Source organism: Streptococcus sp. HMSC076H09 (assembly GCF_001811765.1).
In the GTDB taxonomy this organism is placed as follows: Bacteria; Bacillota; Bacilli; order Lactobacillales; family Streptococcaceae; genus Streptococcus; species Streptococcus agalactiae.
On the sequence record NZ_KV806594.1, the window covers coordinates 59,841 to 83,718 of the forward strand.

Consider the following 23,878-nt stretch of genomic DNA (forward strand, 5'->3'; position numbering starts at 1 on the left):
ATCCTTGATTCTTTTTGCTTGTAAAAGTAATAAAAGCTTGACACATCATGTGTAAAATGATACTATGATAAACGGTACTTTTACTTTTGGTCTCTCAAAAGTGTACAGAGACGTGCTGACAATTGTTGCAAAAGTACACGCAGATATAGGCTGTCACCAATTGCTATATCAACCAAAAATAAAAAACTTACAGGAGAAATGTAGATGCCTACAATTAACCAGTTGGTACGTAAACCACGTAAATCTAAAGTTGAAAAATCAGATTCACCTGCTTTGAATATTGGTTACAACAGTCACAGAAAAGTTCACACTAAATTATCTGCACCACAAAAACGTGGTGTTGCAACTCGTGTTGGAACTATGACACCTAAAAAACCTAACTCTGCCCTTCGTAAATTTGCTCGTGTACGTTTGAGCAACCTTATTGAAGTTACTGCTTACATTCCAGGTATCGGACACAACTTGCAAGAACACAGTGTTGTGCTTATCCGTGGTGGACGTGTAAAAGACCTTCCAGGGGTACGTTACCATATCGTTCGTGGTGCACTTGATACTGCAGGTGTAGCTGATCGTAAACAAGGCCGTTCTAAATACGGTGCTAAACGTCCTAAAGGGTAATTAGAAGGGGGATAAGAGAAAATGAGTCGTAAAAATCAAGCGCCTAAACGCGAAGTATTACCAGATCCATTGTATAACTCAAAAATCGTTACACGTCTTATCAACCGTGTAATGCTTGATGGTAAACGTGGTACTGCTGCAACTATCGTATATGATGCTTTTGAAGCAATTAAAGAAGCTACTGGAACAGATGCTCTTGAAGTATTCGAAACAGCTATGGAAAACATCATGCCTGTACTTGAGGTACGCGCACGCCGTGTTGGTGGATCAAACTACCAAGTTCCTGTCGAAGTTCGTCCAGAACGTCGTACAACTTTAGGACTTCGTTGGTTGGTTAACGCATCACGTGCTCGTGGTGAACACACTATGAAAGATCGTCTTGCAAAAGAAATCATGGATGCTGCAAACAACACAGGAGCATCAGTTAAGAAACGTGAAGATACTCACAAAATGGCTGAAGCTAACCGTGCCTTTGCACACTTCCGTTGGTAAGATTACTCTCTTTTTGAGACTTATCATAGCTACTAAACAAATTGTTTGGTAGATAGCAATGTTAGCAATTAGAACGGGTAGGTCCTGCCTATCCGTTTTTTATAAATAGTGTTATAATAAAGAAGTAAATAATTTAAAATATAGGAGAAACCAAATGGCTCGCGAATTTTCACTTGAAAAAACTCGTAATATCGGTATCATGGCTCACGTCGATGCTGGTAAAACAACAACAACTGAGCGTATTCTTTACTATACTGGTAAAATCCACAAAATCGGTGAAACACACGAAGGTGCTTCACAAATGGACTGGATGGAACAAGAACAAGAACGTGGTATCACAATTACATCAGCTGCAACAACAGCACAATGGGATGGTCACCGTGTTAACATCATCGATACACCAGGACACATGGACTTCACAATTGAAGTTCAACGTTCACTTCGCGTACTTGATGGTGCGGTAACAGTTCTTGATGCTCAATCAGGTGTAGAACCTCAAACTGAAACAGTTTGGCGTCAAGCAACAGAATACGGAGTTCCACGTATCGTTTTTGCTAATAAAATGGATAAAATCGGTGCTGACTTCCTCTATTCAGTACAATCACTTCATGACCGTCTTCAAGCGAATGCACACCCAATTCAATTGCCAATTGGTTCAGAAGACGATTTCCGTGGTATTATTGACTTAATCAAAATGAAAGCTGAAATCTATACTAATGACCTTGGTACAGATATCCTTGAAGAAGATATTCCAGCAGAGTATGTTGATCAAGCAAATGAATACCGTGAAAAATTAGTAGAAGCAGTTGCTGATACTGATGAAGATTTGATGATGAAATACCTTGAAGGTGAAGAAATCACTAACGAAGAGTTGATGGCTGCTATTCGTAGAGCAACTATCAATGTTGAATTCTACCCTGTATTGTGTGGTTCAGCCTTCAAGAATAAAGGTGTTCAATTGATGCTTGATGCTGTTATTGATTACCTTCCAAGCCCACTTGATATTCCTGCAATCAAAGGTATTAACCCTGATACTGACGAAGAAGAAACACGTCCTGCTTCAGATGAAGAGCCATTTGCAGCGCTTGCCTTCAAGATCATGACAGATCCTTTCGTGGGTCGCTTAACATTCTTCCGTGTGTACTCAGGTGTTCTTAACTCAGGTTCATACGTGTTGAATACATCTAAAGGTAAACGTGAACGTATCGGACGTATCTTACAAATGCACGCAAATAGTCGTCAAGAAATTGAAACTGTTTATGCTGGGGATATCGCAGCAGCTGTTGGTTTGAAAGATACAACTACAGGTGATTCATTGACTGATGAAAAATCAAAAGTTATTCTTGAATCAATTGAAGTTCCAGAACCAGTTATCCAATTGATGGTTGAGCCAAAATCTAAAGCTGACCAAGATAAAATGGGTATTGCCCTTCAAAAACTTGCTGAAGAAGACCCAACGTTCCGCGTTGAAACTAACGTTGAAACTGGTGAAACAGTTATCTCAGGAATGGGTGAACTTCACCTTGATGTCCTTGTTGACCGTATGAAACGTGAATTCAAAGTTGAAGCAAACGTTGGTGCACCTCAAGTATCATACCGCGAAACATTCCGCGCTTCTACACAAGCACGTGGATTCTTCAAACGCCAATCTGGTGGTAAAGGTCAATTTGGTGATGTTTGGATTGAATTTACACCAAACGAAGAAGGTAAAGGATTCGAATTCGAAAATGCTATCGTCGGTGGTGTGGTTCCTCGTGAATTTATTCCAGCCGTTGAAAAAGGACTTGTAGAATCTATGGCAAACGGTGTTCTTGCTGGATATCCAATGGTTGACGTAAAAGCTAAACTTTACGATGGTTCATATCATGATGTTGACTCATCTGAGACAGCCTTCAAGATTGCTGCATCACTTGCACTTAAAGAAGCTGCTAAATCAGCGCAACCAGCTATCCTTGAGCCAATGATGCTTGTTACAATTACAGCTCCAGAAGACAATCTTGGTGACGTTATGGGTCACGTGACTGCACGTCGCGGTCGTGTTGATGGTATGGAAGCACGTGGTAACACACAAGTTGTTCGTGCCTTTGTTCCACTTGCTGAAATGTTTGGTTATGCAACAGTTCTTCGTTCTGCAACACAAGGACGTGGTACATTCATGATGGTATTTGACCACTACGAAGATGTTCCTAAGTCAGTTCAAGAAGAAATCATCAAGAAAAACTCTGGTGAATAATTTCTGAAAACTTATGAAAGGTACTCGAAAGAGTATCTTTTTTTCTTTTTGAAAGTGGTAAATTCATTGCAATTTTTCTCGAAAAAAGATATAATAATTGTGTTGAAAGATTTTTGCACATATGTACAAGTTAATCTTTTCACATTGGTTAGGGGGATCCCTAAAATAAAATATTTGAGATTTTCATAAGGAGGAAATCACTAATGGTAGTTAAAGTTGGTATTAACGGTTTCGGTCGTATCGGTCGTCTTGCATTCCGTCGCATCCAAAACGTAGAAGGTGTTGAAGTTACTCGTATCAACGACCTTACAGATCCAAACATGCTTGCACACTTGTTGAAATATGACACAACTCAAGGTCGTTTCGACGGTACTGTTGAAGTTAAAGAAGGTGGATTCGAAGTTAACGGTCAATTTGTTAAAGTTTCTGCTGAACGCGAACCAGCAAACATTGACTGGGCTACTGATGGCGTAGAAATCGTTCTTGAAGCAACTGGTTTCTTTGCATCAAAAGAAAAAGCTGAACAACACATCCATGAAAATGGTGCTAAAAAAGTTGTTATCACAGCTCCTGGTGGAAACGACGTTAAAACAGTTGTTTTCAACACTAACCACGATATCCTTGATGGAACTGAAACAGTTATCTCAGGTGCTTCATGTACTACAAACTGTCTTGCTCCAATGGCTAAAGCTTTACAAGACAACTTTGGTGTTAAACAAGGTTTGATGACTACTATCCACGCATACACTGGTGACCAAATGATCCTTGACGGACCACACCGTGGTGGTGACCTTCGTCGTGCTCGTGCAGGTGCTGCAAACATCGTTCCTAACTCAACTGGTGCTGCAAAAGCTATCGGACTTGTTATCCCAGAATTGAACGGTAAACTTGATGGTGCTGCACAACGTGTTACTGTTCCAACTGGATCAGTAACTGAATTGGTTGCAACTCTTGAAAAAGACGTAACTGTTGAAGAAGTAAATGCAGCTATGAAAGCAGCAGCTAACGATTCATACGGTTATACTGAAGATCCAATCGTATCATCTGATATCGTTGGTATTTCATACGGTTCATTGTTTGATGCTACTCAAACTAAAGTTCAAACTGTTGACGGTAACCAATTGGTTAAAGTTGTTTCATGGTACGATAACGAAATGTCATACACTTCACAACTTGTTCGTACACTTGAATACTTTGCAAAAATTGCAAAATAATTTTTAATTAATATGATGTAAAAGAGGGATTTATCCCTCTTTTATTTTTATAAATAAAAAATAATACGAATGTTTTTTCATTTTATTATAGAAAATTATCAGAAAAGAAATGAAAACTGAATTATATTGGCTATAAGTTAAAATAAGGTTTGATTTTGAAAGTAAGCAGTGGTATGATTTAATTGAAAAAATATAGAGGAGAAGTTTTATGAAGACTACAAAAGTTTTTTCAGTTTTATCGTTATCTGTTGCTGCATTTATGATGACAGCATGTCAGTCAAATCACAGCACTAAAAAAGCTGATATGTCTCCAGATAAGGTGGAGCAAAAGACGAAATTTAAAAATATTTCTCTAAGTTCTAATAAACTGTTGGCTAAGGAAAACACTATGTCTGTCCTTTGGTATCAAAATTCTGCAGAAGCCAAGGCTTTATATTTACAAGGTTATAATGTTGCTAAAATGAAGTTAGATGATTGGTTACAAAAGCCCAGTGAAAAACCATATTCAATTATCTTAGATTTAGATGAAACAGTTTTAGATAATAGCCCATATCAAGCAAAGAATATTAAAGATGGCTCTAGTTTCACGCCAGAGAGTTGGGATAAATGGGTGCAAAAGAAGTCAGCTAAGGCTGTTGCGGGTGCCAAAGCATTTTTGAAGTATGCTAATGAAAAGGGAATAAAAATTTATTATGTCTCAGATCGTACAGATGCTCAAGTTGATGCGACTAAAGAAAATTTAGAGAAGGAAGGTATACCTGTTCAAGGGAAAGACCACTTGCTTTTCCTTAAAAAAGGAATGAAATCTAAAGAGAGTCGCCGTCAGGCAGTTCAAAAAGATACTAATTTAATTATGCTTTTTGGAGATAATTTAGTTGATTTTGCTGATTTTTCTAAATCATCTAGTACAGATAGAGAACAACTACTAACTAAACTTCAAAGTGAGTTTGGTAGTAAATTTATTGTTTTCCCAAATCCTATGTACGGTTCTTGGGAAAGTGCTATTTATCAAGGAAAACATCTGGATGTTCAAAAACAATTGAAAGAACGACAAAAAATGTTGCATTCGTATGATTAATAAGTATACGAATTCTCTTGAAAACAACTAGGAAAATCTATGAAATCTATTTGTGAAAAAGTAATCAATAATTACAACTGTTCACAAAAATATGTTATAATAAATAATATCAAATTATATAAGGAGTTTTACTAATGGCTAAATTGACTGTTAAAGACGTTGATTTGAAAGGTAAAAAAGTCCTCGTTCGTGTTGACTTTAATGTGCCTTTGAAAGACGGCGTTATCACTAACGACAACCGTATCACTGCGGCTCTTCCAACAATCAAGTATATCATCGAACAAGGTGGTCGTGCTATCCTCTTCTCTCACCTTGGACGTGTTAAAGAAGAAGCTGACAAAGAAGGAAAATCACTTGCACCGGTAGCTGCTGATTTAGCTGCTAAACTTGGTCAAGATGTTGTATTCCCAGGTGTTACTCGTGGTGCAAAATTAGAAGAAGCAATCAATGCTTTGGAAGATGGACAAGTTCTTTTGGTTGAAAACACTCGTTTTGAAGATGTTGACGGTAAGAAAGAATCTAAGAATGACGAAGAACTTGGTAAATACTGGGCTTCACTTGGAGATGGAATCTTCGTTAACGATGCATTTGGTACAGCACACCGTGCTCATGCATCAAACGTAGGTATTTCAGCAAACGTTGAAAAAGCTGTAGCTGGTTTCCTTCTTGAAAACGAAATTGCTTACATCCAAGAAGCAGTTGAAACTCCAGAACGCCCATTCGTAGCTATTCTTGGTGGCTCAAAAGTTTCTGATAAGATTGGTGTTATCGAAAACCTTCTTGAAAAAGCTGATAAAGTTCTTATCGGTGGTGGTATGACTTACACATTCTACAAAGCTCAAGGTATCGAAATCGGTAACTCACTTGTAGAAGAAGACAAATTGGATGTTGCTAAAGACCTCCTTGAAAAATCAAACGGTAAATTGATCTTGCCAGTTGACTCAAAAGAAGCAAACGCATTTGCTGGTTATACTGAAGTTCGCGACACTGAAGGTGAAGCAGTTTCAGAAGGGTTCCTTGGTCTTGACATCGGTCCTAAATCAATCGCTAAATTTGATGAAGCACTTACTGGTGCTAAAACAGTTGTATGGAACGGACCTATGGGTGTCTTTGAAAACCCTGACTTCCAAGCTGGTACAATCGGTGTAATGGACGCTATCGTTAAACAACTAGGCGTTAAATCAATCATCGGTGGTGGTGATTCAGCAGCAGCTGCTATCAACCTTGGCCGTGCTGACAAATTCTCATGGATCTCTACTGGTGGTGGAGCAAGCATGGAATTGCTCGAAGGTAAAGTATTACCAGGTTTGGCAGCATTGACTGAAAAATAATAGTCATTATAATTTATATTAAAGGACATGCTGATGCATGTCTTTTTTTAGTTGATAATGTAGAGTTATTGAATTTTCCTTGACTTCACTTATCATTTACTAGTTTTTAGATATAGTGGTATTTGGTTGACACTGCAATTTTCAAAAGTTTATGACGATTTCATATAAATTGGTTTATAAAAGATATACTAGTAATAAATAAAACGTTTACAAAAAGGGTTTTATGGATTGATATGTTAGAATATATAGTGAAGGGATAGGTATGAAAACGTTAAAAAAATTATTATCTAATTACAAATTTGATATTAAAAAGTTTAAATTGGGAATGAGAACATTTAAAACAGGCTTATCGGTCTTTTTAGTTTTATTGGTTTTTCATTTATTTGGTTGGAAAGGGCTTCAAATTGGTGCTCTAACTGCTGTATTTAGTTTAAGAGAAGACTTTGATAAAAGCGTGCACTTTGGTTTTTCTAGAATTATTGGTAATAGTATAGGTGGCTTACTCTCCTTAGTATTTTTTGCATTCAATGAGATATTTCATCAAGCTTTTTGGGTTACATTATTAATTGTTCCTATTTGTACCATGTTATGTATCATGATTAATGTTGCTTGTAACAATAAATCAGGTATTATTGGGGGGACAGCCGCATTACTTATTATAACTTTATCAATCCCAAGCGGAGAGACAATTCTATATGTTTTTGCACGTATTTTTGAAACTTTTTGTGGTGTTTTTATTGCAATGATGGTTAATACAGATATTGAAATACTTCGGAAAAAACTAAAAAATAACAAATTATAGTTTGATGTCATAAAATCTCACATGAGAGTTGACATCAAACTTTTTAAAGTTTATAATGGTTTAATGAAAGGAGGCCATCATGAAAGAAAGAGAACTTAGGCGTACAATGGCTGTATTCCCAATTGGAACTGTTATGAAGTTGACAGATTTGACTGCCAGACAAATTCGCTATTATGAGGATCAAGGGTTAATCACACCTGAACGTACTGAAGGTAACCGCCGCATGTTTTCACTGAATGATATGGACCGCTTACTGGAAATAAAAGACTTCATTAGCGATGGTTTGCATATTTCTGATATTAAAAATGAATACATGCAAAGACAACATAAGTCCAAAGAGAAACAAAAGTCATTATCAGATGCCGAGGTTCGTCGACTTTTACAAGATGAGCTCCGTAATCAAGGGCGTTTTTCAAGTCCTTCACAGCACATTGGAAATATGCATTTGTAAACATGCAGTCAAGCTAGATATTAAGGAGACTATATGACTATCACAGCAGAAGATATTCGTCGCGAAGTTAAGGAAAAAAATGTTACCTTCCTCCGTTTGATGTTCACAGATATCTTAGGAGTAATGAAAAATGTCGAAATTCCGGCTACAGATGAACAATTAGACAAAGTTTTATCAAATAAAGCAATGTTTGATGGATCTTCTATTGAGGGCTTTGTTCGTATCAATGAATCTGATATGTATTTATATCCTGATTTAGATACTTGGATTGTTTTTCCTTGGGGAGATGAAAATGGAGCTGTTGCAGGTCTAATCTGTGATATCTATACAGCAGAAGGAGAACCTTTTGCCGGAGATCCACGTGGAAATCTTAAGCGTAATATGAAACGTATGCAAGAGATGGGCTATAAGTCATTTAACTTAGGACCAGAACCTGAATTTTTCCTATTTAAAATGGATGAAAATGGTAACCCAACACTTGATGTTAATGACAAAGGAGGCTACTTTGACTTAGCTCCAACAGACTTAGCAGATAATACACGTCGTGAAATTGTTAATGTCTTAACACAAATGGGCTTTGAAGTTGAAGCTAGTCATCATGAAGTAGCAGTTGGACAGCATGAGATTGACTTTAAATATGATGATGTTTTAAAAGCCTGTGACAACATTCAATTATTTAAACTGGTTGTTAAAACAATTGCTCGTAAGCATGGTTTATATGCTACTTTTATGGCAAAACCTAAGTTTGGTATCAATGGTTCAGGTATGCATTGTAATATGTCTCTTTTTGATAATGAAGGGAACAATGCTTTCTTTGATCCAGAAGATCCACGTGGAATGCAATTATCAGAGGATGCCTACTACTTTTTAGGTGGGTTAATGGAACACGCTTACAATTACACAGCTATCATTAATCCAACTGTTAATTCTTATAAACGTTTGGTACCAGGATACGAAGCACCAGTTTACATTGCTTGGGCAGGTCGCAATCGTTCGCCACTTATTCGTGTACCTGCATCTCGAGGTATGGGAACACGCCTAGAATTGCGCTCGGTTGACCCAACAGCAAATCCTTATCTTGCTTTATCAGTACTTTTGGGATCAGGACTTGAGGGAATCGAGAATAAAATTGAAGCACCAGAACCAATTGAGACAAATATCTATGCTATGACTGTAGAAGAACGTCGTCAAGCAGGTATTGTTGATTTACCATCTACTCTTCATAATGCTCTTAAAGCACTTGAAGAAGATGAAGTGGTAAAAGCGGCCCTAGGAACTCATATCTATACTAATTTCTTAGATGCTAAGCGTATTGAATGGGCAAGTTATGCGACTTATGTTTCACAATGGGAAATTGATAATTACCTAGATTTATATTAATCATAAGAATGTTTATAACTAGTTTTAGGCTTTATTTTGTAAAGTCTAAAACTAGTTTTTTTGTAAATTATTGTAAAAAATTGCCTAAAACTTGTTACAGGTTTTCATTTGTCTGTTATATGGATTTGATAAACTAGGAGTCATCAGATGGAGGAAAACATGAACATAAAACAATTAAAGTCTAAAACAATGCTTGGAACAGTGGCTTTGGTGTCCGCTTTTTCATTTGCTTCAACAAATGCAGATGCGAATACATATAACTATGCAGTAGATGTAGACTACCTAGCAAGTGCGGAGGAAATTGCTCAAGCACATCCAGCTAGTAATACGTTTCCACTAGGTCAATGCACATGGGGTGTAAAGGAGATGGCAACATGGGCAGGTAACTGGTGGGGAAACGGTGGTGATTGGGCTGCGAGCGCCACATCAGCTGGTTATACAGTAGGAACACAACCTCGCGTGGGTTCTATCGTATGTTGGACTGATGGTAGTTATGGACATGTGGCTTATGTTACAGCTGTAGATCCTGTCACTAATAAAATTCAGGTTTTAGAATCTAATTATGCAGGTCATCAATGGATTGATAATTATCGTGGTTGGTTTGATCCACAAAATACAGCGACACCAGGGGTAGTTAGCTACATTTATCCGAATTAATCTATAAAGAACTCCTCACATAGACGGTATAAAAGTACGATACTGTTTGGATGGAGTTCTTTTATATTCTATAGTTATCCCAGAAGTAATTTGCTATATTAACTTATTTTGCTAATATAGGCAATTAAAAAGAACGGAAAAGGTATTTTCCGTTCTTTTGTTTATTTATCAGGGGTAAGGACCATAGGAATAATGATAGGCTCACGCTCAGTTTTTTCATATAAGAATGGTCGTAAGGCATTAACAATAGCTCCATTTACTGATTGGATACTTGCATCTTTATTTTTCAGTGCAATACGAATAGCATTGAATAAGATATGTTGGCTTTCGCGAATAAGGTCCCCAGATTCTCTCATATAGATAAAGCCTCGGCTAAGGATGTCTGGTCCAGCTAAAATCATTTTTGAATCGAAATCAACGGTAGCAACGGCAAGGACAACACCATCTTCAGATAAGTCGTGGCGATCACGTAGAACTGCCGCACCAATATCGCCAATACCATTCCCATCAACGTAGATATCTTGAGCATTGAAATGTCCAGCAATGCGAGCAGAGTCGCTCGTTAAAGCTAAAACATCACCGTTTTCCATAATGAAGATATTCTCTTTAGGAATACCTGTGTCAACTGCTAAACCAGCATGGACTTTTTGCATGCGATACTCACCGTGTACGGGCATGAAATACTTTGGTTTAATCAAGCGTAACATTAATTTTTGTTCTTGTTGACCACCATGGCCGGAGGTATGGATATTGTTAATTTTACCATGAATAACATCGACACCAGCTTCTTGAATGGTATTGATTAATTTATTGACACTTGTTGTATTACCAGGGATTGGGCTTGATGAGAAAATCACAGTATCACCAGGTTGCAAAGTAACTTGACGATGAGTACCGTTAGCGATACGAGCAAGTGCTGCCATAGACTCACCTTGACTACCTGTACACATAATTAAAACTTCACTAGCATGAAGATTTTTAAGTTCGCTTGGCTCAATGAAGGTACCTTTTGGAACTTTAATATAGCCAAGTTCAATACCGTTAACAATTGCCTTTTCCATTGACCGTCCAAAAACAGCAATTTTACGACCAGTTTTAACAGCAGCTTCAGCAGCCTGTTGGAGTCGGAAGATGTTTGAAGCAAAAGAGGCGAAAATAATACGTCCGTCGATACCTTCGATAATCTTCATAATAGATTGCCCAACAATTTTTTCGGAATTAGTGAAGGTTGGAACTTCAGCATTTGTCGAGTCTGATAAAAGGCAGAGGACACCATCTTCACCTAGAGCAGCCATACGATGTAAGTCAGCGGGCTCCCCAACAGGTGTAAAGTCAAATTTGAAGTCACCTGTACAAATAACCTTACCTTGAGGGGTATGAATAACAATACCTAATGGTTCAGGAATGGAGTGAGTAGTGCGGAAAAATGTAACGCTTAAGTTTTTAAAAGTCAGCTCTGTATTAGCGTGGATTTCGTATAATGTAGCGTCACGAAGTAAACCATGTTCTTCTAACTTACCTTTGATTAGAGCAAGAGCGAGAGGACCTGCATAAATCGGTAAATTAGCTTGTTTTAATAGAAAAGGAATACCACCGATGTGGTCCTCGTGCCCATGAGTTATAACAAGGGCCTTGATACGGTCAATGTTTTCAACGATATATGAATAGTCTGGGATAACATAATCTATTCCCAAAAGATCATCTTCAGGGAATTTAATACCAGCGTCTACAATAATAATTTCGTCTTGATATTCGATACCGTAAGTATTTTTTCCGATTTCACCGAGACCACCAATCGCATAAACCCCAACTTCTTCGGGTTTTAAGTTGATATTTGACATAATAAGTTTATCATAATGGGTAGATTACTCTAGCTATTATGTTTAACTCCTTTCTAGAACTCAGTGAGCTCGAAAACACCAGTTTCTTTTTCATATTCAAGGTGTTTGTCTGAAAGTAACTCGATGAATTCGATATTGTAAGCTGTATTTTCTTCAACTAGTTTACGTGCAGCAATGCGACCTTCTAATTCATTAGCTGCATCAATAGTAACGTAAAGTGTTTTGGTTTGCTCACGACGTGGGTTGCGTTCTTTTGTTTCTTGATAGAAAACTTTATAAATCATAATAATCCTTTCTTATCTCTCGGTTTTTCTAACTATAAAAAAATGGGTCAATGCCGTTAAGTGAGACAATGACAAACCATTATTAAGTTTTTATAGAGTAATAGAATTAACCTTGATTCGTTGCAATTATCATGATTATATCATAAAATAAGAGGTAGAATCAAGTAAGGGAAGTTAAATGATGAAAGTTTTAGCCTTTGATACTTCAAGCAAAGCACTATCAGTGGCTGTACTAAACAATATGGAATGTTTAGCGACTGTCACTATCAATATCAAAAAGAATCATAGCATTAATTTGATGCCAGCCATTGATTTTTTAATGCAATCAATTGATTTAGAACCTCAAGATTTGGACCGTATCGTAGTGGCAGAGGGTCCAGGATCTTATACGGGCTTACGTGTAGCTGTTGCTACAGCAAAAATGCTAGCTTATACGCTTAAGATTGACTTAGTTGGAGTATCTAGCCTGTACGCTTTAACAAATGGATTTTCAGAAAATGATTTGTTGGTACCACTTATAGATGCACGACGTAACAATGTTTATGTTGGTTTCTATCAAAATGGTGATACTGTTAAACCAGACTGTCACACTTCTCTTGAAGAAGTCTTACAAGAGGTGGGGAATAAAGCCAATGTTCATTTTGTCGGAGAGGTTGCAGCATTTTTTGATCAGATTAAGAAAGCCTTACCACATGCTAAAATTACAGAAACTTTACCTTGTGCAGTGGCAATTGGGCGCAAAGGACAAAAAATGGAAAGCGTTAATGTAGATGCGTTTGTTCCACGATACTTAAAACGAGTTGAAGCTGAGGAAAATTGGTTAAAAAACCACTGTGAAACGAATACAGAAGAATATATTAAGAGAGTTTGAGATGGAATCATCAGAACAAGCACTGGCTATATGGAGCGTACTATCTGATGTCTATGACAAATCTCCGTGGAGTTTATCGCAGATTTCAGAAGATTTAAAAAAAGATTCAACAGATTATTTTTTTGTTTATAATGACGGTGAGGTCATTGGTTTTTTGGCTCTTCAACAATTGGTAGGTGAAGTAGAAATTACTAATATTGCTGTTAAAAAAAATTATCAAGGTAAAGGTTATGCTTACCAGTTAATGTCAATGATTGCTGATATAGAGGTGCCAGTTTTTCTTGAGGTTCGTTATTCAAATATCGTAGCACAAAAACTTTATGAGAGGTGTGGTTTTGTAGTTTTAGGAAAGCGCAAAAATTATTACCATGATCCAATTGAAGGTGCTATAGTGATGCGCAAGGGATAAATAGTTGATGATAGAAAGGATATGAATAGTCCTCAATACTAATGGAAAAGACGATATTGATGGATTAATATCATTATGAAAGATAGATATATTTTAGCAGTGGAAAGTTCATGTGATGAAACTAGTGTTGCTATTTTAAAAAATGATAAAGAGTTACTAGCTAATATTATTGCAAGTCAAGTTGAAAGTCACAAACGTTTTGGTGGTGTTGTTCCTGAAGTGGCAAGCCGTCATCACGTTGAAGTAGTAACAACCTGTTTTGAGGATGCTCTTCAAGAAGCAGGTATTGTTGCTAGCGATTTGGATGCTGTTGCTGTAACATATGGTCCGGGATTAGTAGGAGCCTTATTGGTAGGTATGGCTGCAGCAAAAGCTTTCGCTTGGGCAAATAAATTACCTCTAATTCCTGTAAACCACATGGCAGGTCATTTAATGGCAGCACGTGACGTTAAGGAACTTCAATACCCATTGTTAGCTTTGCTTGTCAGTGGGGGACATACAGAATTAGTATATGTTTCTGGACCGGGAGATTACAAAATAGTAGGAGAAACTCGGGATGATGCTGTTGGAGAAGCTTATGATAAAGTAGGCCGTGTTATGGGCTTAACTTATCCAGCAGGTCGCGAGATTGATCAGTTAGCTCATAAGGGTCAAGATACTTACCATTTTCCTAGAGCGATGATCAAAGAAGATCATCTTGAATTTTCTTTTTCTGGATTAAAATCTGCATTTATCAATTTACATCATAATGCAGAACAAAAGGGTGAAGCATTGGTTCTTGAAGATTTATGTGCTTCCTTTCAGGCGGCTGTTTTGGATATTTTATTGGCCAAAACTCAAAAAGCTTTGTTAAAGTATCCAGTGAAAACTTTAGTCGTTGCTGGTGGAGTTGCAGCTAATCAAGGACTTCGGGAACGCTTGGCTACTGATATTTCTCCTGATATTGATGTGGTTATTCCTCCTCTTAGATTATGTGGGGATAATGCAGGAATGATTGCATTAGCAGCAGCGATAGAGTTTGAAAAAGAGAATTTTGCTTCTTTAAAATTGAATGCCAAACCTAGCTTAGCTTTTGAAGGTTTATAGGTGTTCATAATATCAAAACGCTTGTTTTGATATTTTTTATTTGGTATAATAATTGAATATTCAAAAAATTAGCAAATGATATTGTCGCTATTTTTTTTAACTAATAAAGGAGTTAAGGAATGTTACATTTTGAAAATGATTATAATAAAGGAGCTCATCCAGAGCTTTTGAATGCCCTTATTGAAACTAATGATCAAGGTCTATCGGGATATGGGACAGATAGTTACTGTCAACAAGCGGCAGATAAAATTCGAGAAGTCTGTTCCTGTCCACAAGCTGAAGTTGAGTTTTTAGTGGGTGGTACTCAAACAAATCAAGTAGTTATCAGTAGTATGCTTGCTTCTTATGAAGGAGTTATTGCTGCAGAAACAGGTCATGTGAGTAGTCATGAAGCAGGAGCCATAGAATTTTCAGGTCATAAGGTATTGACTTTACCTTCTCATAATGGGAAATTACTCGCAAGCGAAGTTGCAACTTATATTGAGACTTTTTATGCTGATGGTAATTACCAACACATGGTTTTTCCAGGAATGGTTTATATATCACATCCAACAGAATATGGAACACTTTATAGTAAAGCAGAACTAGAAGAGTTATCGAAGATTTGTAAACATTATCAAATCCCCTTATTTATTGACGGTGCTCGTCTGGGGTATGGTTTGGCTGCGAAAGATACAGATGTTGATTTCCCAACGATTGCAGCCTTATCAGATGTTTTTTACATTGGTGGAACCAAAATGGGGGCTCTTGCTGGGGAAGCAGTTGTTTTCACAAAGAAAAATCGTCCAAAACAGTTTACTACAATTGTAAAGCAGCATGGTGCGTTATTAGCCAAGGGAAGATTGCTGGGGCTTGCTTTTGATCGTTTCTTTACGGATGACCTTTACTTAAAGATTGGAAAGCATGCGATTGACTTAGCAGAGGAATTAAAAATCATTTTAGAAGAAAAAGGTTACTCGTTCTATTTAAAATCACCAACTAATCAACAATTTGTTATTGTAGAAAATACAAAACTAGCAGATTTAGCAAAGAATGTAGCTTATAGTTTTTGGGAAAAATATGATGACCATCATACTGTAATACGTCTAGCAACTAGTTGGTCAACTAGTCGCGAAGATGTAACTGCTTTAAGAAATGTCTTGTGAGTTTTTAATAAAAGAAATATTATTCAGTAGTGACTATTACAAAATAATCGTCTTGATTTTGGGAATTAACTAAAAGAATTTTATCAGTATTTATAATAATAAAAAGCTCGGTATCTTGGCATACCGGGCTTTTTGAAAATAAATAAATTGGCATCTATGATTTGAGATAAGAAAAATTTTTTCATCTTTTATTATTAGTCATTTAAGGATTGATGAGATCCTACATTCCTATGATAATAAAATTTTGAAGAAGTTTGTAATAGCTGAGTAAATACTCAACAGGTTAAATAATTACAATGTATTAACTATTCGTCCACACTCAATAGAATAGTCATAAAAAGTAACTATTTGTCTTCACGAATTACCAGCTTGCTTTTTTAATGCCAGGAATTTGGCCTTTGTAAGCTAGGTTACGGAAGTTAATACGACTCATACCGAATTTACGCATGTAAGCGTGAGGACGGCCATCGATTAAATCACGATTTTTAAGTCGGTTAGGGTTAGAATCTTTAGGAAGTTTACGAAGTGCTTCGTAATCACCCTTTTCTTTTAACTCACGACGTAGTTCAGCATATTGTTCTACGAGTTTTTGCTGTTTTTGAAATTTAGCAATTTTTGATTTCTTAGCCATGATTTCTCCTTTCCCAAAAAGATTTTTCTATCCCAAAACAGGGTGCCTAGTTAACTGGTAATTAACCAGTAAACAAGACATGATTCTATTATACTCTTTTCAGCTAAGAATGCAAGGAAAATGTTAACTGGATAAGTATTATATTGTAATGGTGATGAATGTGTTACAATAACAGTATGAATGAAAGATATATCCGATTTAACCCTAATATCGCGAAACAAAAACCCAGTAATAAAGACAAATGTCCATTTTGTGATAAAAGCCAATTAGGAAAAATCCTAGACGTGAAAGACGATATGATCTGGGTAGAAAATAAATACCCAACTTTAGAAGAAACCTATCAAACATTGGTGATTGAATCAAATGATCACAATGGGGATATTTCAGTTTATAGTGAGTCAAAGATGCGCCAATTGTTAGATTATCTTTTGTCAAAATGGCAATTAATGGAAGAAAGTGGTCATTACCGTTCGGTCGTTCTTTATCGAAATTTTGGGCCCTTATCTGGCGGAAGTTTACGACATCCTCATAGCCAAATTGTTGGCTTAAAAAACGTAGATGCTTATGAAACGTTGAACTTAGATTGGTTTGATGGTATCGAGGTTTGTTCGGAAACGAGTCAACAAGCAGAGATTAGTATTGCCAATCGTCCTATGCTTGATTTCACAGAGTTCACAATTAAAGTATCCAAATTGGAAAACGCTATTTTGATTGCAGATAGTTTACCAATTTTGTGTCATTATATTTTAAATGAATTCTTGGGAGGGCGCTGTAAATCTTATAATCTCTTTTTCTATAAGCATGATGGGGGTCTTATTTGTAAAATTGTTCCTCGTTTTATAGTATCCCCTTATCAGATTGGGTATGCTATTCATCAGGTAAATTTACCAGATGAATTGGAAAAAATCAAAGAAGCCTTAAGAGCCAAATATTATCTTTAAATTCTATATAAAAAAGCTGACGGAATTGTTCAGCTTTCATGTATTAATAGTGTAAGCTACCAGCTACCCAACCTGTACATAAGGCAGAAGTAATGTTAAACCCTCCCGTATGAGCATTGATGTCTAGGACTTCACCAGCAAAATGTAAACCAGCTACCTTTTTACTTTCAAGTGTTTTGGGGTTTATTTCTTTAAGATCAACTCCCCCTTTTGTTACAAAGGATTTTGCTAGAGACATCTTACCAGTTACTAAAATAGGAAGTTTTTTAAGTTTTTGAATTAACGTTTCTAAGTCTTTTACAGATACTTGTTTTACTTTTTCTGGTAAGTCTTCAGCGTAAAATTCAGCTAAACGCTCAGGAAGAAGTATTTTAAGAGCGTTTTTCAAAGATTTTTCTCTTTCATTTTGGAAGTGTGTTTCCAATTCTTTAACAGAGATATTGGGCAAAACATCTAGGTATATAGTTTCTCCGCCTTTGACAAAGCTGGAAATTCGCAAGGCTGCTGGTCCTGATAATCCAAAATGAGTAAAGAGAAGATCGTGTGTAATAATATGCTTTTCAAATGACAAAGTGACATCATCTAAGGAGATACCTTGTAGTTTTTTATGGGGAAAATCAGTTAAAAGAGGGCTTTCGGCGGCTTCCATATCTGTGACTTCTAATTTAAAGTGACGAGCAATGTCATGACCGAAACCAGTAGAACCTGTAGACGGATAGGATTTACCACCAGTTGTTACGATAAGTTTATCGGATGCGAACTGTGTATCTTTAGTTTTGATATAGAATGAATCTCCTATCTTTTTGACAGAGACAACTTCTGTGTCAGTCATAATTTGACCACCAAGTTCTTTTATTTTATTTTCAAGGGCGTTAATGATAGTACGAGATTTATCAGTAGTAGGGAACATACGCCCATGATCTTCTTCTTTAAGTGTGACGCCGTTGTCTTGAAAGAAGTTAATAATATCATGGTTATCAAATTGTGAGAAGACGCTATATAGGAAACGGCCATTTCCAGGTATACCAGCTAAGAGCTCATCAAGGTTTCCATTATTGGTAACATTACAGCGGCCACCACCTGTTCCAGCTAGTTTTTTGCCTAAACGTTTATTTTTCTCAATAAGAAGTGTTTTGTTGCCGTAAAAATTTGAGGAAATAGCTGCCATCATTCCAGCAGGTCCACCACCTATAATTATTGTGTCATAATGCTTCATAATCTTATTCTAGCATATAAATAGAGAAATAGACGTCAAAATGTCTTGTTTGACACTTTAAGTTGACAGTAAATTGACACTAGATTAGGATTGTGATATTCTTTTATAAGAAAATCAGTACAAAAGAGGAAGTTATGACAGTTGAAAAGACGGTTAGTGAATTAGCTGAAATTTTAGGGGTTAGTCGTCAAGCGATGAATAACAGAGTTAAAACACTCCCTGAAGAATGTGTGGAAAAGAATAGTAAAGGCGTTACAGTTGTTAATCGTGATGGCTTGATTAAATTGGAAGAAATCTATAAAAAAACTATTTTGGAAGAGGAACCAATTGACGAAGAAGCATCAAGACGAGAACTTTTAGAAATTCTCGTTGATGAGAAGAATACTGAAATCACACGTTTATATGAACAGTTAAAAGCAAAAGATATTCAGATTGCTTCAAAAGACGAGCAGTTACATGTAAAAGATATTCAAATAGCAGAGAAAGATAAGCAATTAGATCAACAACAGCAATTGACTTTAACTGCTATGGAAGATACGCAACGTCTGCAACTTGAGTTAAATGAAGCTAAAGCAGAGGTTGAAGAGATTCAAGAAGCCAAAGAAGAAAAAATTCAAGAATTAGAAGCTGTTAAAAAAAGTTTCTTTGGACGTTTCTTCAATAAAAAATAGAATAAAAGCGTAAGGAGTTTCCTTGCGCTTTTTAGGAGAAATAATGAAACAATTACAAGAATATATAGCTTTTGATTTAGAGTTTAACACGGTTGGTGAGCATAGCCATATTATTCAAGTGTCGGCCGTTAAATATTCTAATCATCAAGAGATTGCTTTATTTGATACTTATGTTCACACAAAAGTTCCATTACAAAGCTTTATTAATGGTTTAACAGGTATTACAGCTAGAGATATTATAGGGGCTCCTAAAATTGAGACAATTTTGACAGACTTGCAGAGTTTTGTTGGAGACACACCGTTGATTGGTTATAATGGGCATAAATCGGATTTACCTCTTTTAGTTGAAAATGGTTTGGATCTAACTAGTCAATATCAGGTGGACTTATATGATGAAGCTTTTGTGAGACGTAGTACAGATTTAAATGGTATCGTCAACCTTAAATTGACTACTGTTGCTGACTTTTTAGGAATAAAGGGTAAGGCACATAATAGCTTAGAGGATGCCCGCATGACTGCGCGTGTTTATGAAAAATTTCTGGACTTGGATGAAAATAAAATCTATTTAAAACAGCAAAAAGAGGTAGCAGTTGATAGCCCATTTGCGGCTTTAGGAAATTTGTTTGATTAATTGTTGTAGTTTTATTTAAAGTTAAAAATACTTAGCGTTATTACTTGCTTATTACCTTAGGTCATTTGATATAGTAAAGGTGTTTCTGATAAAGAAGTGTTTACTATATTAAAGGAGGTGTGAAACATGTCAGAAAAATATTCAACTGGTGACTTAGCTAAAGAAGCAGGAGTTACTGTTCGTACTGTTCAGTACTATGACAAAAGAGGAATTTTATCCCCATCAGAACTATCTGAAGGAGGTAGGAGGGTTTATAGTATTGCTGATTTAGAAAAGCTTAGACAAATTATTTATTTACGAGATTTAGATTTTTCAATTGATAATATCAAAAATCTATTTACTGAAGACAATGCTAGCCAGATTTTAGAGCTTTTTTTACAAGTGCAGATAAGAGAATTAAGGCTAGCTATTGATAGTAAAAAAGACAAACTTGACAAAGCTGTCAACCTACTAAAAACCGTAGAAAAACAAGACAGTAAAACATTAGGCTATCTTTCTGACATTGTGCTTATGGAAGAAAACAAAAGAAAATGGGGTAAACTACAAAAAAGCATAGTGCTACAAGTCGTTATGATTATTATGGTCTATATTACGTTAATAATAGCAGCAGTTTCTCTAAATCAAAGATGGCTTATGTGGATAGCAGTAACAGTATTCTTAATAGCTATGAATGGTATGGTTTGGTATTTTAAACAACAGGTTGTTTATCTTTGTCCAAATTGTCATCAAACCTTTACACCGACATATCAAGCATTTAATCTAGCGAAACATACCCCTAAGACGCGAAAAGTATTCTGTCCACATTGTCACCAAAAGTCACATTGTATAGAGTTAGCCAGAGAAGAACGTTAAAGAACTCCCTTGAATTCAAGAGAGTTCTTTTTATTTAGAATAAGTTGGAATACTATAATATTAACTATATCAATTAGCAGAATACATATAATCGCGTGTCATAGGCATAGTGTCTTTTGAAACACCTTTTGAAAGCAAGTATTGAAAAATATCAATATTGCCAGATTCAAAAGAGGCCGCACAAGATTGAAGATAGAGGTCCCACATATTGATAAAACGCTTATCATGAGTTTTCTGAACTTCAGGAAGGGCATTGTGGAAATTTTTTGTCCATAATTCGAGAGTCTTTTGATAGTGACGACGAAGCGGTTCTAAGTCAGCAATTTGAAGTCCAGCACTAGCTATATGATTTAAATTTTCAGTTAAACGAGGGATATATCCTCCTGGGAAGATATACTTATTAATCCAAGAATTAGTTCCACTACCATGATTATCACCCACTTGTCCAGTAATACCATGAATAAGAGCTAGACCATTGATGTTGAGTCTTTTAGAAATAGTTTGGAAGTATTGAGATAAATTTTCTTTTCCTACATGTTCAAACATACCAACACTAGTGATATAATCGTATGTTTCATGAATGTCACGATAATCTTTAATGAGGACTGTTACTTTATTTTCCAATCCTTCTTCCTTGATACGCTTAGTAATGAAGGAAGCCTGCTCTTCACTTAAGGTAATACCTGTTGCATTTAAGCCATATTCTTTAGCAGCAGTAATGATAAGTGTCCCCCAGCCACAACCGATATCTAGTAATTTCCCTCCCGGCTGAGCATTTAATTTATTAAGAATATGGTGTACTTTGTTTAGTTGAGCTTGCTCTAGACTGTCATTTTCATGTTTAAAATAGGCGCATGAATAAGTCATGGTATCATCAAGCCAAAGTTTATAGAAATCATTTCCGATGTCATAATGCTTTTGAATGTCGGATTTACTGTGTTTTTTATCATGAAATTGTTTAGGAATCAATTTGCTAAATTTACTATTACGTAGAAAGCTGTCTCCACAGCGGTAAGCTGATAAAATTAATTCTTGTATAGAACCATCAATTTCAATATCTCCATCCATAACAGCTTCACCCAATACAATAGAAGGGTCTTTTGATAGCTCCGAGACGGAGAAATTTTTGTTTAGTTTAAGTTTGACGTGGGGATTGTTACCATTATAAGTTTCAATATTCCCATTTGGATAAGTGACTTGTAAGGGTATATCAAATGTACTCTTAATCAACTGTTTTATGATTAGACTATCCATAACCATGGTTAGTCACCTTCTCTCTAATATTTTCAATGTTATTATACCTCTCTGCTGATTTTTTGCAAATATTTTTTTGAAAATAAAACTTATTTTCATGAAAAATGAAAGTGATTTGAAATAAAAAAACACATTTACAGGTGATTCAGTAAATGTGATTTATTTTTTAGAATGGCATTTTACCCGCAAATGCTCCCATAATTTTTTTTGTAGCATCGTCAACTTGGCTTAAAGCGTCATTGATAGCTTGAGTTGTCATGTCTTGTAGTGTTTCAATATCTTCAGGGTCTACCACAGCTTCTTTGTAATCAATTGAAATTAGCTTTTTATCGCCTGTAAATGTCACAGTAACGAGCTCTTGAGCAGATTTTCCAGTAAACTGGCTAGCTGCTAAATCAGCTTGCTTTTGTTCCATTTGTTTTTGAAGCTTTTGTGCTTGACGCATCATATTTTGCATATTCATCATAAGACTATATTCTCCTAAATTTTGATACCTTACTATTATAGCATAGGATGAGAGAAAAAAGTGATAAACTAAAGTAAGTAAAAGGATTAGATTTATTGAATTTTATTAACCGTAGTTGTTAAATGCTTGTTTTATTAAGTGTTTATACTAAAGATAATGGTATAGGATATCAAGAAGAATTATATATGCATAAAAGGTTAAAATGGTTAGTGGCAGCTACGTGTTTAGGATTCATCTTAGAGGGACGTCATCTGATTAGTAAGAAGTGGGTCAAATAAATGCTCTCAAGTATCAGTAAGTACGAAAGATAAAAGCACGTTAAAGAAGAACAACTAGCTTACCTCAAAGAACATGAATATGAAATTGTTGATGTTCTAAAATCACAGAATGATAAGATAGAATCTGTTCAATTCGATTCGTCAAGTGTAAAGGTTGAACAGATTGGTAATAGGGCGCCTCAAGGTGGAGGATATAATTTATCATTAACTGGAAAATTTAATAATAGGGACAATACGGAATTATCTGTTGATTTCTATATGGAACATGAAGAGAATGTGCCCACCATTAAGGGTATAGGAATGTTAAATCAATCTTGTATATATGAAGAAGGTGTTTGGCACATATTTGTAGGAATCATTATAATACACTAGGGCTAATTCCAAACTAGATGCAAATATAATTTATTCATTACTAGCTCAGAAGTAAAAGCCTTTATTCTACCTTTACTTTTGATCTAGATACCAAATTTTTTGTTAATGTATGATTTTATGGTTTCCTAAGAATGACTTAAGAATTATTTTATATTTAGTTTAACCTTACTTTATTTCTTGTTGCTATACTTAGTTCATAAAATAAATAACCCAAAAGAAAGAGGTAATTCTTATGAAAAAACTTATTACAGAAAAAAAAGTCAACAACGTCTCAACTGTTAACTATTTGAAACTCGGTCTTGTCTCAGCAATGTTTGCTGGAGGAGCATTCGTAGCTCTTGGTTCTACACAAGGTGTTTCAGCTTCAACTTTCACAGCACCGCAAGCAACACATCCAAAAGCAGAACGTCAGTTAACAGATTCAGAAATCTATGAACGTGCCCAAAAACAAGTATTGCCAAAATATATTCAAGGTTCTCTCTCAGGTATCCTTAACCAACATTCAACACTTTACAAACAACAAAACGCAGCAGTGACACCGCAAGTATCAAGCCCCAAAGCAGAACGTCAGTTAACAGATTCAGAACTTTATGAAAGTGCCCAAAAACAAGTATTGCCAAAATATATCCAAGGTTCTCTTTCAGGTATCCTTAACCAACATTCAACACTTTACA

At 35.9% G+C, this 23,878-nt stretch carries 26 protein-coding genes; 20 read left to right on the forward strand and 6 right to left on the reverse strand.

Translation table 11 applies throughout. The features are described 5' to 3' along the window. The first annotated feature begins 204 nt into the window (after positions 1 to 204). The 10 genes from rpsL to HMPREF2818_RS02310 all read left to right on the forward strand — a co-directional run bounded on the left by rpsL (position 205) and on the right by HMPREF2818_RS02310 (position 10,256). Positions 205 to 618, forward strand: coding sequence for a 30S ribosomal protein S12 (rpsL, locus tag HMPREF2818_RS02265; RefSeq protein WP_001142328.1), 414 nt, complete (start codon positions 205 to 207; stop codon positions 616 to 618). A 21-nt stretch (positions 619 to 639) separates the two neighbouring features. Further along, positions 640 to 1,110: a 30S ribosomal protein S7 gene (gene rpsG / locus HMPREF2818_RS02270; protein WP_000087842.1), complete on the forward strand. Its 471-nt coding sequence runs from the start codon at positions 640 to 642 to the stop codon at positions 1,108 to 1,110. A 154-nt stretch (positions 1,111 to 1,264) separates the two neighbouring features. Further along, on the forward strand, positions 1,265 to 3,343 hold the full coding sequence (gene fusA / locus HMPREF2818_RS02275) for an elongation factor G (protein ID WP_070508652.1): 2,079 nt from the start codon (positions 1,265 to 1,267) through the stop codon (positions 3,341 to 3,343). 203 nt (positions 3,344 to 3,546) lie between these two features. Continuing rightward, a complete protein-coding gene (gene gap / locus HMPREF2818_RS02280) occupies positions 3,547 to 4,557 on the forward strand; it encodes a type I glyceraldehyde-3-phosphate dehydrogenase (protein ID WP_070508649.1) in 1,011 nt (336 codons plus the stop codon). A 208-nt stretch (positions 4,558 to 4,765) separates the two neighbouring features. Continuing rightward, on the forward strand, positions 4,766 to 5,635 hold the full coding sequence (locus HMPREF2818_RS02285; protein ID WP_000858923.1) for a 5'-nucleotidase, lipoprotein e(P4) family: 870 nt from the start codon (positions 4,766 to 4,768) through the stop codon (positions 5,633 to 5,635). A gap of 134 nt (positions 5,636 to 5,769) precedes the next feature. Beyond that, positions 5,770 to 6,966, forward strand: a complete 1,197-nt coding sequence (locus tag HMPREF2818_RS02290; protein ID WP_001096752.1) for a phosphoglycerate kinase — start codon at positions 5,770 to 5,772, stop codon at positions 6,964 to 6,966. Positions 6,967 to 7,228: 262 nt separating this feature from the next. Continuing rightward, complete coding sequence (locus HMPREF2818_RS02295) at positions 7,229 to 7,768, forward strand: FUSC family protein (RefSeq protein WP_000854121.1); 540 nt, start codon at positions 7,229 to 7,231, stop codon at positions 7,766 to 7,768. 79 nt (positions 7,769 to 7,847) lie between these two features. Then, positions 7,848 to 8,219 carry a MerR family transcriptional regulator gene (locus HMPREF2818_RS02300; protein WP_000664341.1) on the forward strand — a complete coding sequence of 124 codons (372 nt, stop codon included), beginning with the start codon at positions 7,848 to 7,850 and terminating at the stop codon, positions 8,217 to 8,219. 33 nt (positions 8,220 to 8,252) lie between these two features. Next, positions 8,253 to 9,599, forward strand: a complete 1,347-nt coding sequence (gene glnA, locus HMPREF2818_RS02305; protein ID WP_000156223.1) for a type I glutamate--ammonia ligase — start codon at positions 8,253 to 8,255, stop codon at positions 9,597 to 9,599. 147 nt (positions 9,600 to 9,746) lie between these two features. Next, complete coding sequence (locus HMPREF2818_RS02310; protein ID WP_000392204.1) at positions 9,747 to 10,256, forward strand: CHAP domain-containing protein; 510 nt, start codon at positions 9,747 to 9,749, stop codon at positions 10,254 to 10,256. A gap of 161 nt (positions 10,257 to 10,417) precedes the next feature. Here the strand turns inward: HMPREF2818_RS02310 and rnjA are convergent, their stop codons facing one another. Next, positions 10,418 to 12,097 carry a ribonuclease J1 gene (gene rnjA / locus HMPREF2818_RS02315; protein WP_000065495.1) on the reverse strand — a complete coding sequence of 560 codons (1,680 nt, stop codon included), beginning with the start codon at positions 12,095 to 12,097 and terminating at the stop codon, positions 10,418 to 10,420. Positions 12,098 to 12,150: 53 nt separating this feature from the next. After that, complete coding sequence (locus HMPREF2818_RS02320) at positions 12,151 to 12,381, reverse strand: DNA-dependent RNA polymerase subunit epsilon (protein ID WP_000639570.1); 231 nt, start codon at positions 12,379 to 12,381, stop codon at positions 12,151 to 12,153. A 178-nt stretch (positions 12,382 to 12,559) separates the two neighbouring features. Between HMPREF2818_RS02320 and tsaB the strand changes: the two genes are divergently transcribed. The 4 genes from tsaB to HMPREF2818_RS02340 all read left to right on the forward strand — a co-directional run bounded on the left by tsaB (position 12,560) and on the right by HMPREF2818_RS02340 (position 15,892). Further along, positions 12,560 to 13,252: a tRNA (adenosine(37)-N6)-threonylcarbamoyltransferase complex dimerization subunit type 1 TsaB gene (tsaB, locus tag HMPREF2818_RS02325; RefSeq protein ID WP_000978603.1), complete on the forward strand. Its 693-nt coding sequence runs from the start codon at positions 12,560 to 12,562 to the stop codon at positions 13,250 to 13,252. A 1-nt stretch (position 13,253) separates the two neighbouring features. Continuing rightward, complete coding sequence (gene rimI / locus HMPREF2818_RS02330; RefSeq protein ID WP_000445944.1) at positions 13,254 to 13,661, forward strand: ribosomal protein S18-alanine N-acetyltransferase; 408 nt, start codon at positions 13,254 to 13,256, stop codon at positions 13,659 to 13,661. A gap of 75 nt (positions 13,662 to 13,736) precedes the next feature. Next, positions 13,737 to 14,747, forward strand: coding sequence for a tRNA (adenosine(37)-N6)-threonylcarbamoyltransferase complex transferase subunit TsaD (tsaD, locus tag HMPREF2818_RS02335; protein WP_000655092.1), 1,011 nt, complete (start codon positions 13,737 to 13,739; stop codon positions 14,745 to 14,747). Between the two features lie 119 nt (positions 14,748 to 14,866). Further along, positions 14,867 to 15,892: a threonine aldolase family protein gene (locus HMPREF2818_RS02340; protein WP_000902183.1), complete on the forward strand. Its 1,026-nt coding sequence runs from the start codon at positions 14,867 to 14,869 to the stop codon at positions 15,890 to 15,892. Positions 15,893 to 16,253: 361 nt separating this feature from the next. Here the strand turns inward: HMPREF2818_RS02340 and rpsN are convergent, their stop codons facing one another. After that, positions 16,254 to 16,523 carry a 30S ribosomal protein S14 gene (gene rpsN, locus HMPREF2818_RS02345; RefSeq protein ID WP_001085659.1) on the reverse strand — a complete coding sequence of 90 codons (270 nt, stop codon included), beginning with the start codon at positions 16,521 to 16,523 and terminating at the stop codon, positions 16,254 to 16,256. Positions 16,524 to 16,681: 158 nt separating this feature from the next. On the opposite strand from rpsN, the gene HMPREF2818_RS02350 reads away from it, so the two are divergent. After that, a complete protein-coding gene (locus HMPREF2818_RS02350) occupies positions 16,682 to 17,464 on the forward strand; it encodes a DUF4931 domain-containing protein (protein WP_000338252.1) in 783 nt (260 codons plus the stop codon). Between the two features lie 43 nt (positions 17,465 to 17,507). Here HMPREF2818_RS02350 and HMPREF2818_RS02355 read toward each other — a convergent pair whose 3' ends face one another. Then, positions 17,508 to 18,680, reverse strand: a complete 1,173-nt coding sequence (locus HMPREF2818_RS02355) for an aminoacetone oxidase (protein ID WP_000683564.1) — start codon at positions 18,678 to 18,680, stop codon at positions 17,508 to 17,510. A 134-nt stretch (positions 18,681 to 18,814) separates the two neighbouring features. Between HMPREF2818_RS02355 and HMPREF2818_RS02360 the strand changes: the two genes are divergently transcribed. From HMPREF2818_RS02360 to HMPREF2818_RS02370, 3 genes are all read left to right on the forward strand, one after another. Next, entirely contained in the window at positions 18,815 to 19,351 is a 537-nt protein-coding gene (locus HMPREF2818_RS02360) for a DUF536 domain-containing protein (protein WP_000215421.1), read from the forward strand. A gap of 43 nt (positions 19,352 to 19,394) precedes the next feature. Then, entirely contained in the window at positions 19,395 to 19,982 is a 588-nt protein-coding gene (locus tag HMPREF2818_RS02365) for a 3'-5' exonuclease (protein ID WP_000811664.1), read from the forward strand. Positions 19,983 to 20,108: 126 nt separating this feature from the next. Further along, positions 20,109 to 20,834 (forward strand): MerR family transcriptional regulator, encoded by a 726-nt coding sequence (locus HMPREF2818_RS02370; protein WP_001292008.1) that lies wholly within the window; start codon positions 20,109 to 20,111, stop codon positions 20,832 to 20,834. 69 nt (positions 20,835 to 20,903) lie between these two features. Here the strand turns inward: HMPREF2818_RS02370 and HMPREF2818_RS02375 are convergent, their stop codons facing one another. Continuing rightward, positions 20,904 to 22,094 (reverse strand): SAM-dependent methyltransferase, encoded by a 1,191-nt coding sequence (locus HMPREF2818_RS02375; protein WP_000244918.1) that lies wholly within the window; start codon positions 22,092 to 22,094, stop codon positions 20,904 to 20,906. A gap of 160 nt (positions 22,095 to 22,254) precedes the next feature. Next, on the reverse strand, positions 22,255 to 22,554 hold the full coding sequence (locus HMPREF2818_RS02380; RefSeq protein ID WP_000981511.1) for a YbaB/EbfC family nucleoid-associated protein: 300 nt from the start codon (positions 22,552 to 22,554) through the stop codon (positions 22,255 to 22,257). 122 nt (positions 22,555 to 22,676) lie between these two features. Between HMPREF2818_RS02380 and HMPREF2818_RS10100 the strand changes: the two genes are divergently transcribed. Together HMPREF2818_RS10100 and HMPREF2818_RS02385 are read left to right on the forward strand one after the other, a co-directional pair. After that, on the forward strand, positions 22,677 to 22,832 hold the full coding sequence (locus HMPREF2818_RS10100) for a hypothetical protein (RefSeq protein WP_001867266.1): 156 nt from the start codon (positions 22,677 to 22,679) through the stop codon (positions 22,830 to 22,832). 604 nt (positions 22,833 to 23,436) lie between these two features. Beyond that, positions 23,437 to 23,878, forward strand: a 442-nt coding sequence (locus HMPREF2818_RS02385) for a hypothetical protein (protein WP_070518627.1), incomplete at its 3' end; no start/stop codon positions are given.

What these genes read in the sequence shown, in the direction of transcription:
- HMPREF2818_RS02380 (WP_000981511.1), bottom strand. Translation starts at nt 22,554, where the DNA reads ATGATGAATATGCAAAATATGATGCGTCAAGCACAAAAGCTTCAAAAA.
- rpsN (WP_001085659.1), bottom strand. Translation starts at nt 16,523, where the DNA reads ATGGCTAAGAAATCAAAAATTGCTAAATTTCAAAAACAGCAAAAACTC.
- HMPREF2818_RS10100 (WP_001867266.1), top strand. Translation starts at nt 22,677, where the DNA reads ATGCTTGTTTTATTAAGTGTTTATACTAAAGATAATGGTATAGGATAT.
- HMPREF2818_RS02320 (WP_000639570.1), bottom strand. Translation starts at nt 12,381, where the DNA reads ATGATTTATAAAGTTTTCTATCAAGAAACAAAAGAACGCAACCCACGT.
- HMPREF2818_RS02370 (WP_001292008.1), top strand. Translation starts at nt 20,109, where the DNA reads ATGTCAGAAAAATATTCAACTGGTGACTTAGCTAAAGAAGCAGGAGTT.
- tsaB (WP_000978603.1), top strand. Translation starts at nt 12,560, where the DNA reads ATGATGAAAGTTTTAGCCTTTGATACTTCAAGCAAAGCACTATCAGTG.
- HMPREF2818_RS02295 (WP_000854121.1), top strand. Translation starts at nt 7,229, where the DNA reads ATGAAAACGTTAAAAAAATTATTATCTAATTACAAATTTGATATTAAA.
- fusA (WP_070508652.1), top strand. Translation starts at nt 1,265, where the DNA reads ATGGCTCGCGAATTTTCACTTGAAAAAACTCGTAATATCGGTATCATG.
- HMPREF2818_RS02355 (WP_000683564.1), bottom strand. Translation starts at nt 18,680, where the DNA reads ATGAAGCATTATGACACAATAATTATAGGTGGTGGACCTGCTGGAATG.
- HMPREF2818_RS02350 (WP_000338252.1), top strand. Translation starts at nt 16,682, where the DNA reads ATGTGTTACAATAACAGTATGAATGAAAGATATATCCGATTTAACCCT.
- HMPREF2818_RS02310 (WP_000392204.1), top strand. Translation starts at nt 9,747, where the DNA reads ATGGAGGAAAACATGAACATAAAACAATTAAAGTCTAAAACAATGCTT.
- rnjA (WP_000065495.1), bottom strand. Translation starts at nt 12,097, where the DNA reads ATGTCAAATATCAACTTAAAACCCGAAGAAGTTGGGGTTTATGCGATT.
- glnA (WP_000156223.1), top strand. Translation starts at nt 8,253, where the DNA reads ATGACTATCACAGCAGAAGATATTCGTCGCGAAGTTAAGGAAAAAAAT.
- HMPREF2818_RS02375 (WP_000244918.1), bottom strand. Translation starts at nt 22,094, where the DNA reads ATGGTTATGGATAGTCTAATCATAAAACAGTTGATTAAGAGTACATTT.
- rpsG (WP_000087842.1), top strand. Translation starts at nt 640, where the DNA reads ATGAGTCGTAAAAATCAAGCGCCTAAACGCGAAGTATTACCAGATCCA.
- HMPREF2818_RS02285 (WP_000858923.1), top strand. Translation starts at nt 4,766, where the DNA reads ATGAAGACTACAAAAGTTTTTTCAGTTTTATCGTTATCTGTTGCTGCA.
- rimI (WP_000445944.1), top strand. Translation starts at nt 13,254, where the DNA reads ATGGAATCATCAGAACAAGCACTGGCTATATGGAGCGTACTATCTGAT.
- rpsL (WP_001142328.1), top strand. Translation starts at nt 205, where the DNA reads ATGCCTACAATTAACCAGTTGGTACGTAAACCACGTAAATCTAAAGTT.
- gap (WP_070508649.1), top strand. Translation starts at nt 3,547, where the DNA reads ATGGTAGTTAAAGTTGGTATTAACGGTTTCGGTCGTATCGGTCGTCTT.
- HMPREF2818_RS02290 (WP_001096752.1), top strand. Translation starts at nt 5,770, where the DNA reads ATGGCTAAATTGACTGTTAAAGACGTTGATTTGAAAGGTAAAAAAGTC.
- HMPREF2818_RS02340 (WP_000902183.1), top strand. Translation starts at nt 14,867, where the DNA reads ATGTTACATTTTGAAAATGATTATAATAAAGGAGCTCATCCAGAGCTT.
- HMPREF2818_RS02300 (WP_000664341.1), top strand. Translation starts at nt 7,848, where the DNA reads ATGAAAGAAAGAGAACTTAGGCGTACAATGGCTGTATTCCCAATTGGA.
- HMPREF2818_RS02365 (WP_000811664.1), top strand. Translation starts at nt 19,395, where the DNA reads ATGAAACAATTACAAGAATATATAGCTTTTGATTTAGAGTTTAACACG.
- tsaD (WP_000655092.1), top strand. Translation starts at nt 13,737, where the DNA reads ATGAAAGATAGATATATTTTAGCAGTGGAAAGTTCATGTGATGAAACT.
- HMPREF2818_RS02360 (WP_000215421.1), top strand. Translation starts at nt 18,815, where the DNA reads ATGACAGTTGAAAAGACGGTTAGTGAATTAGCTGAAATTTTAGGGGTT.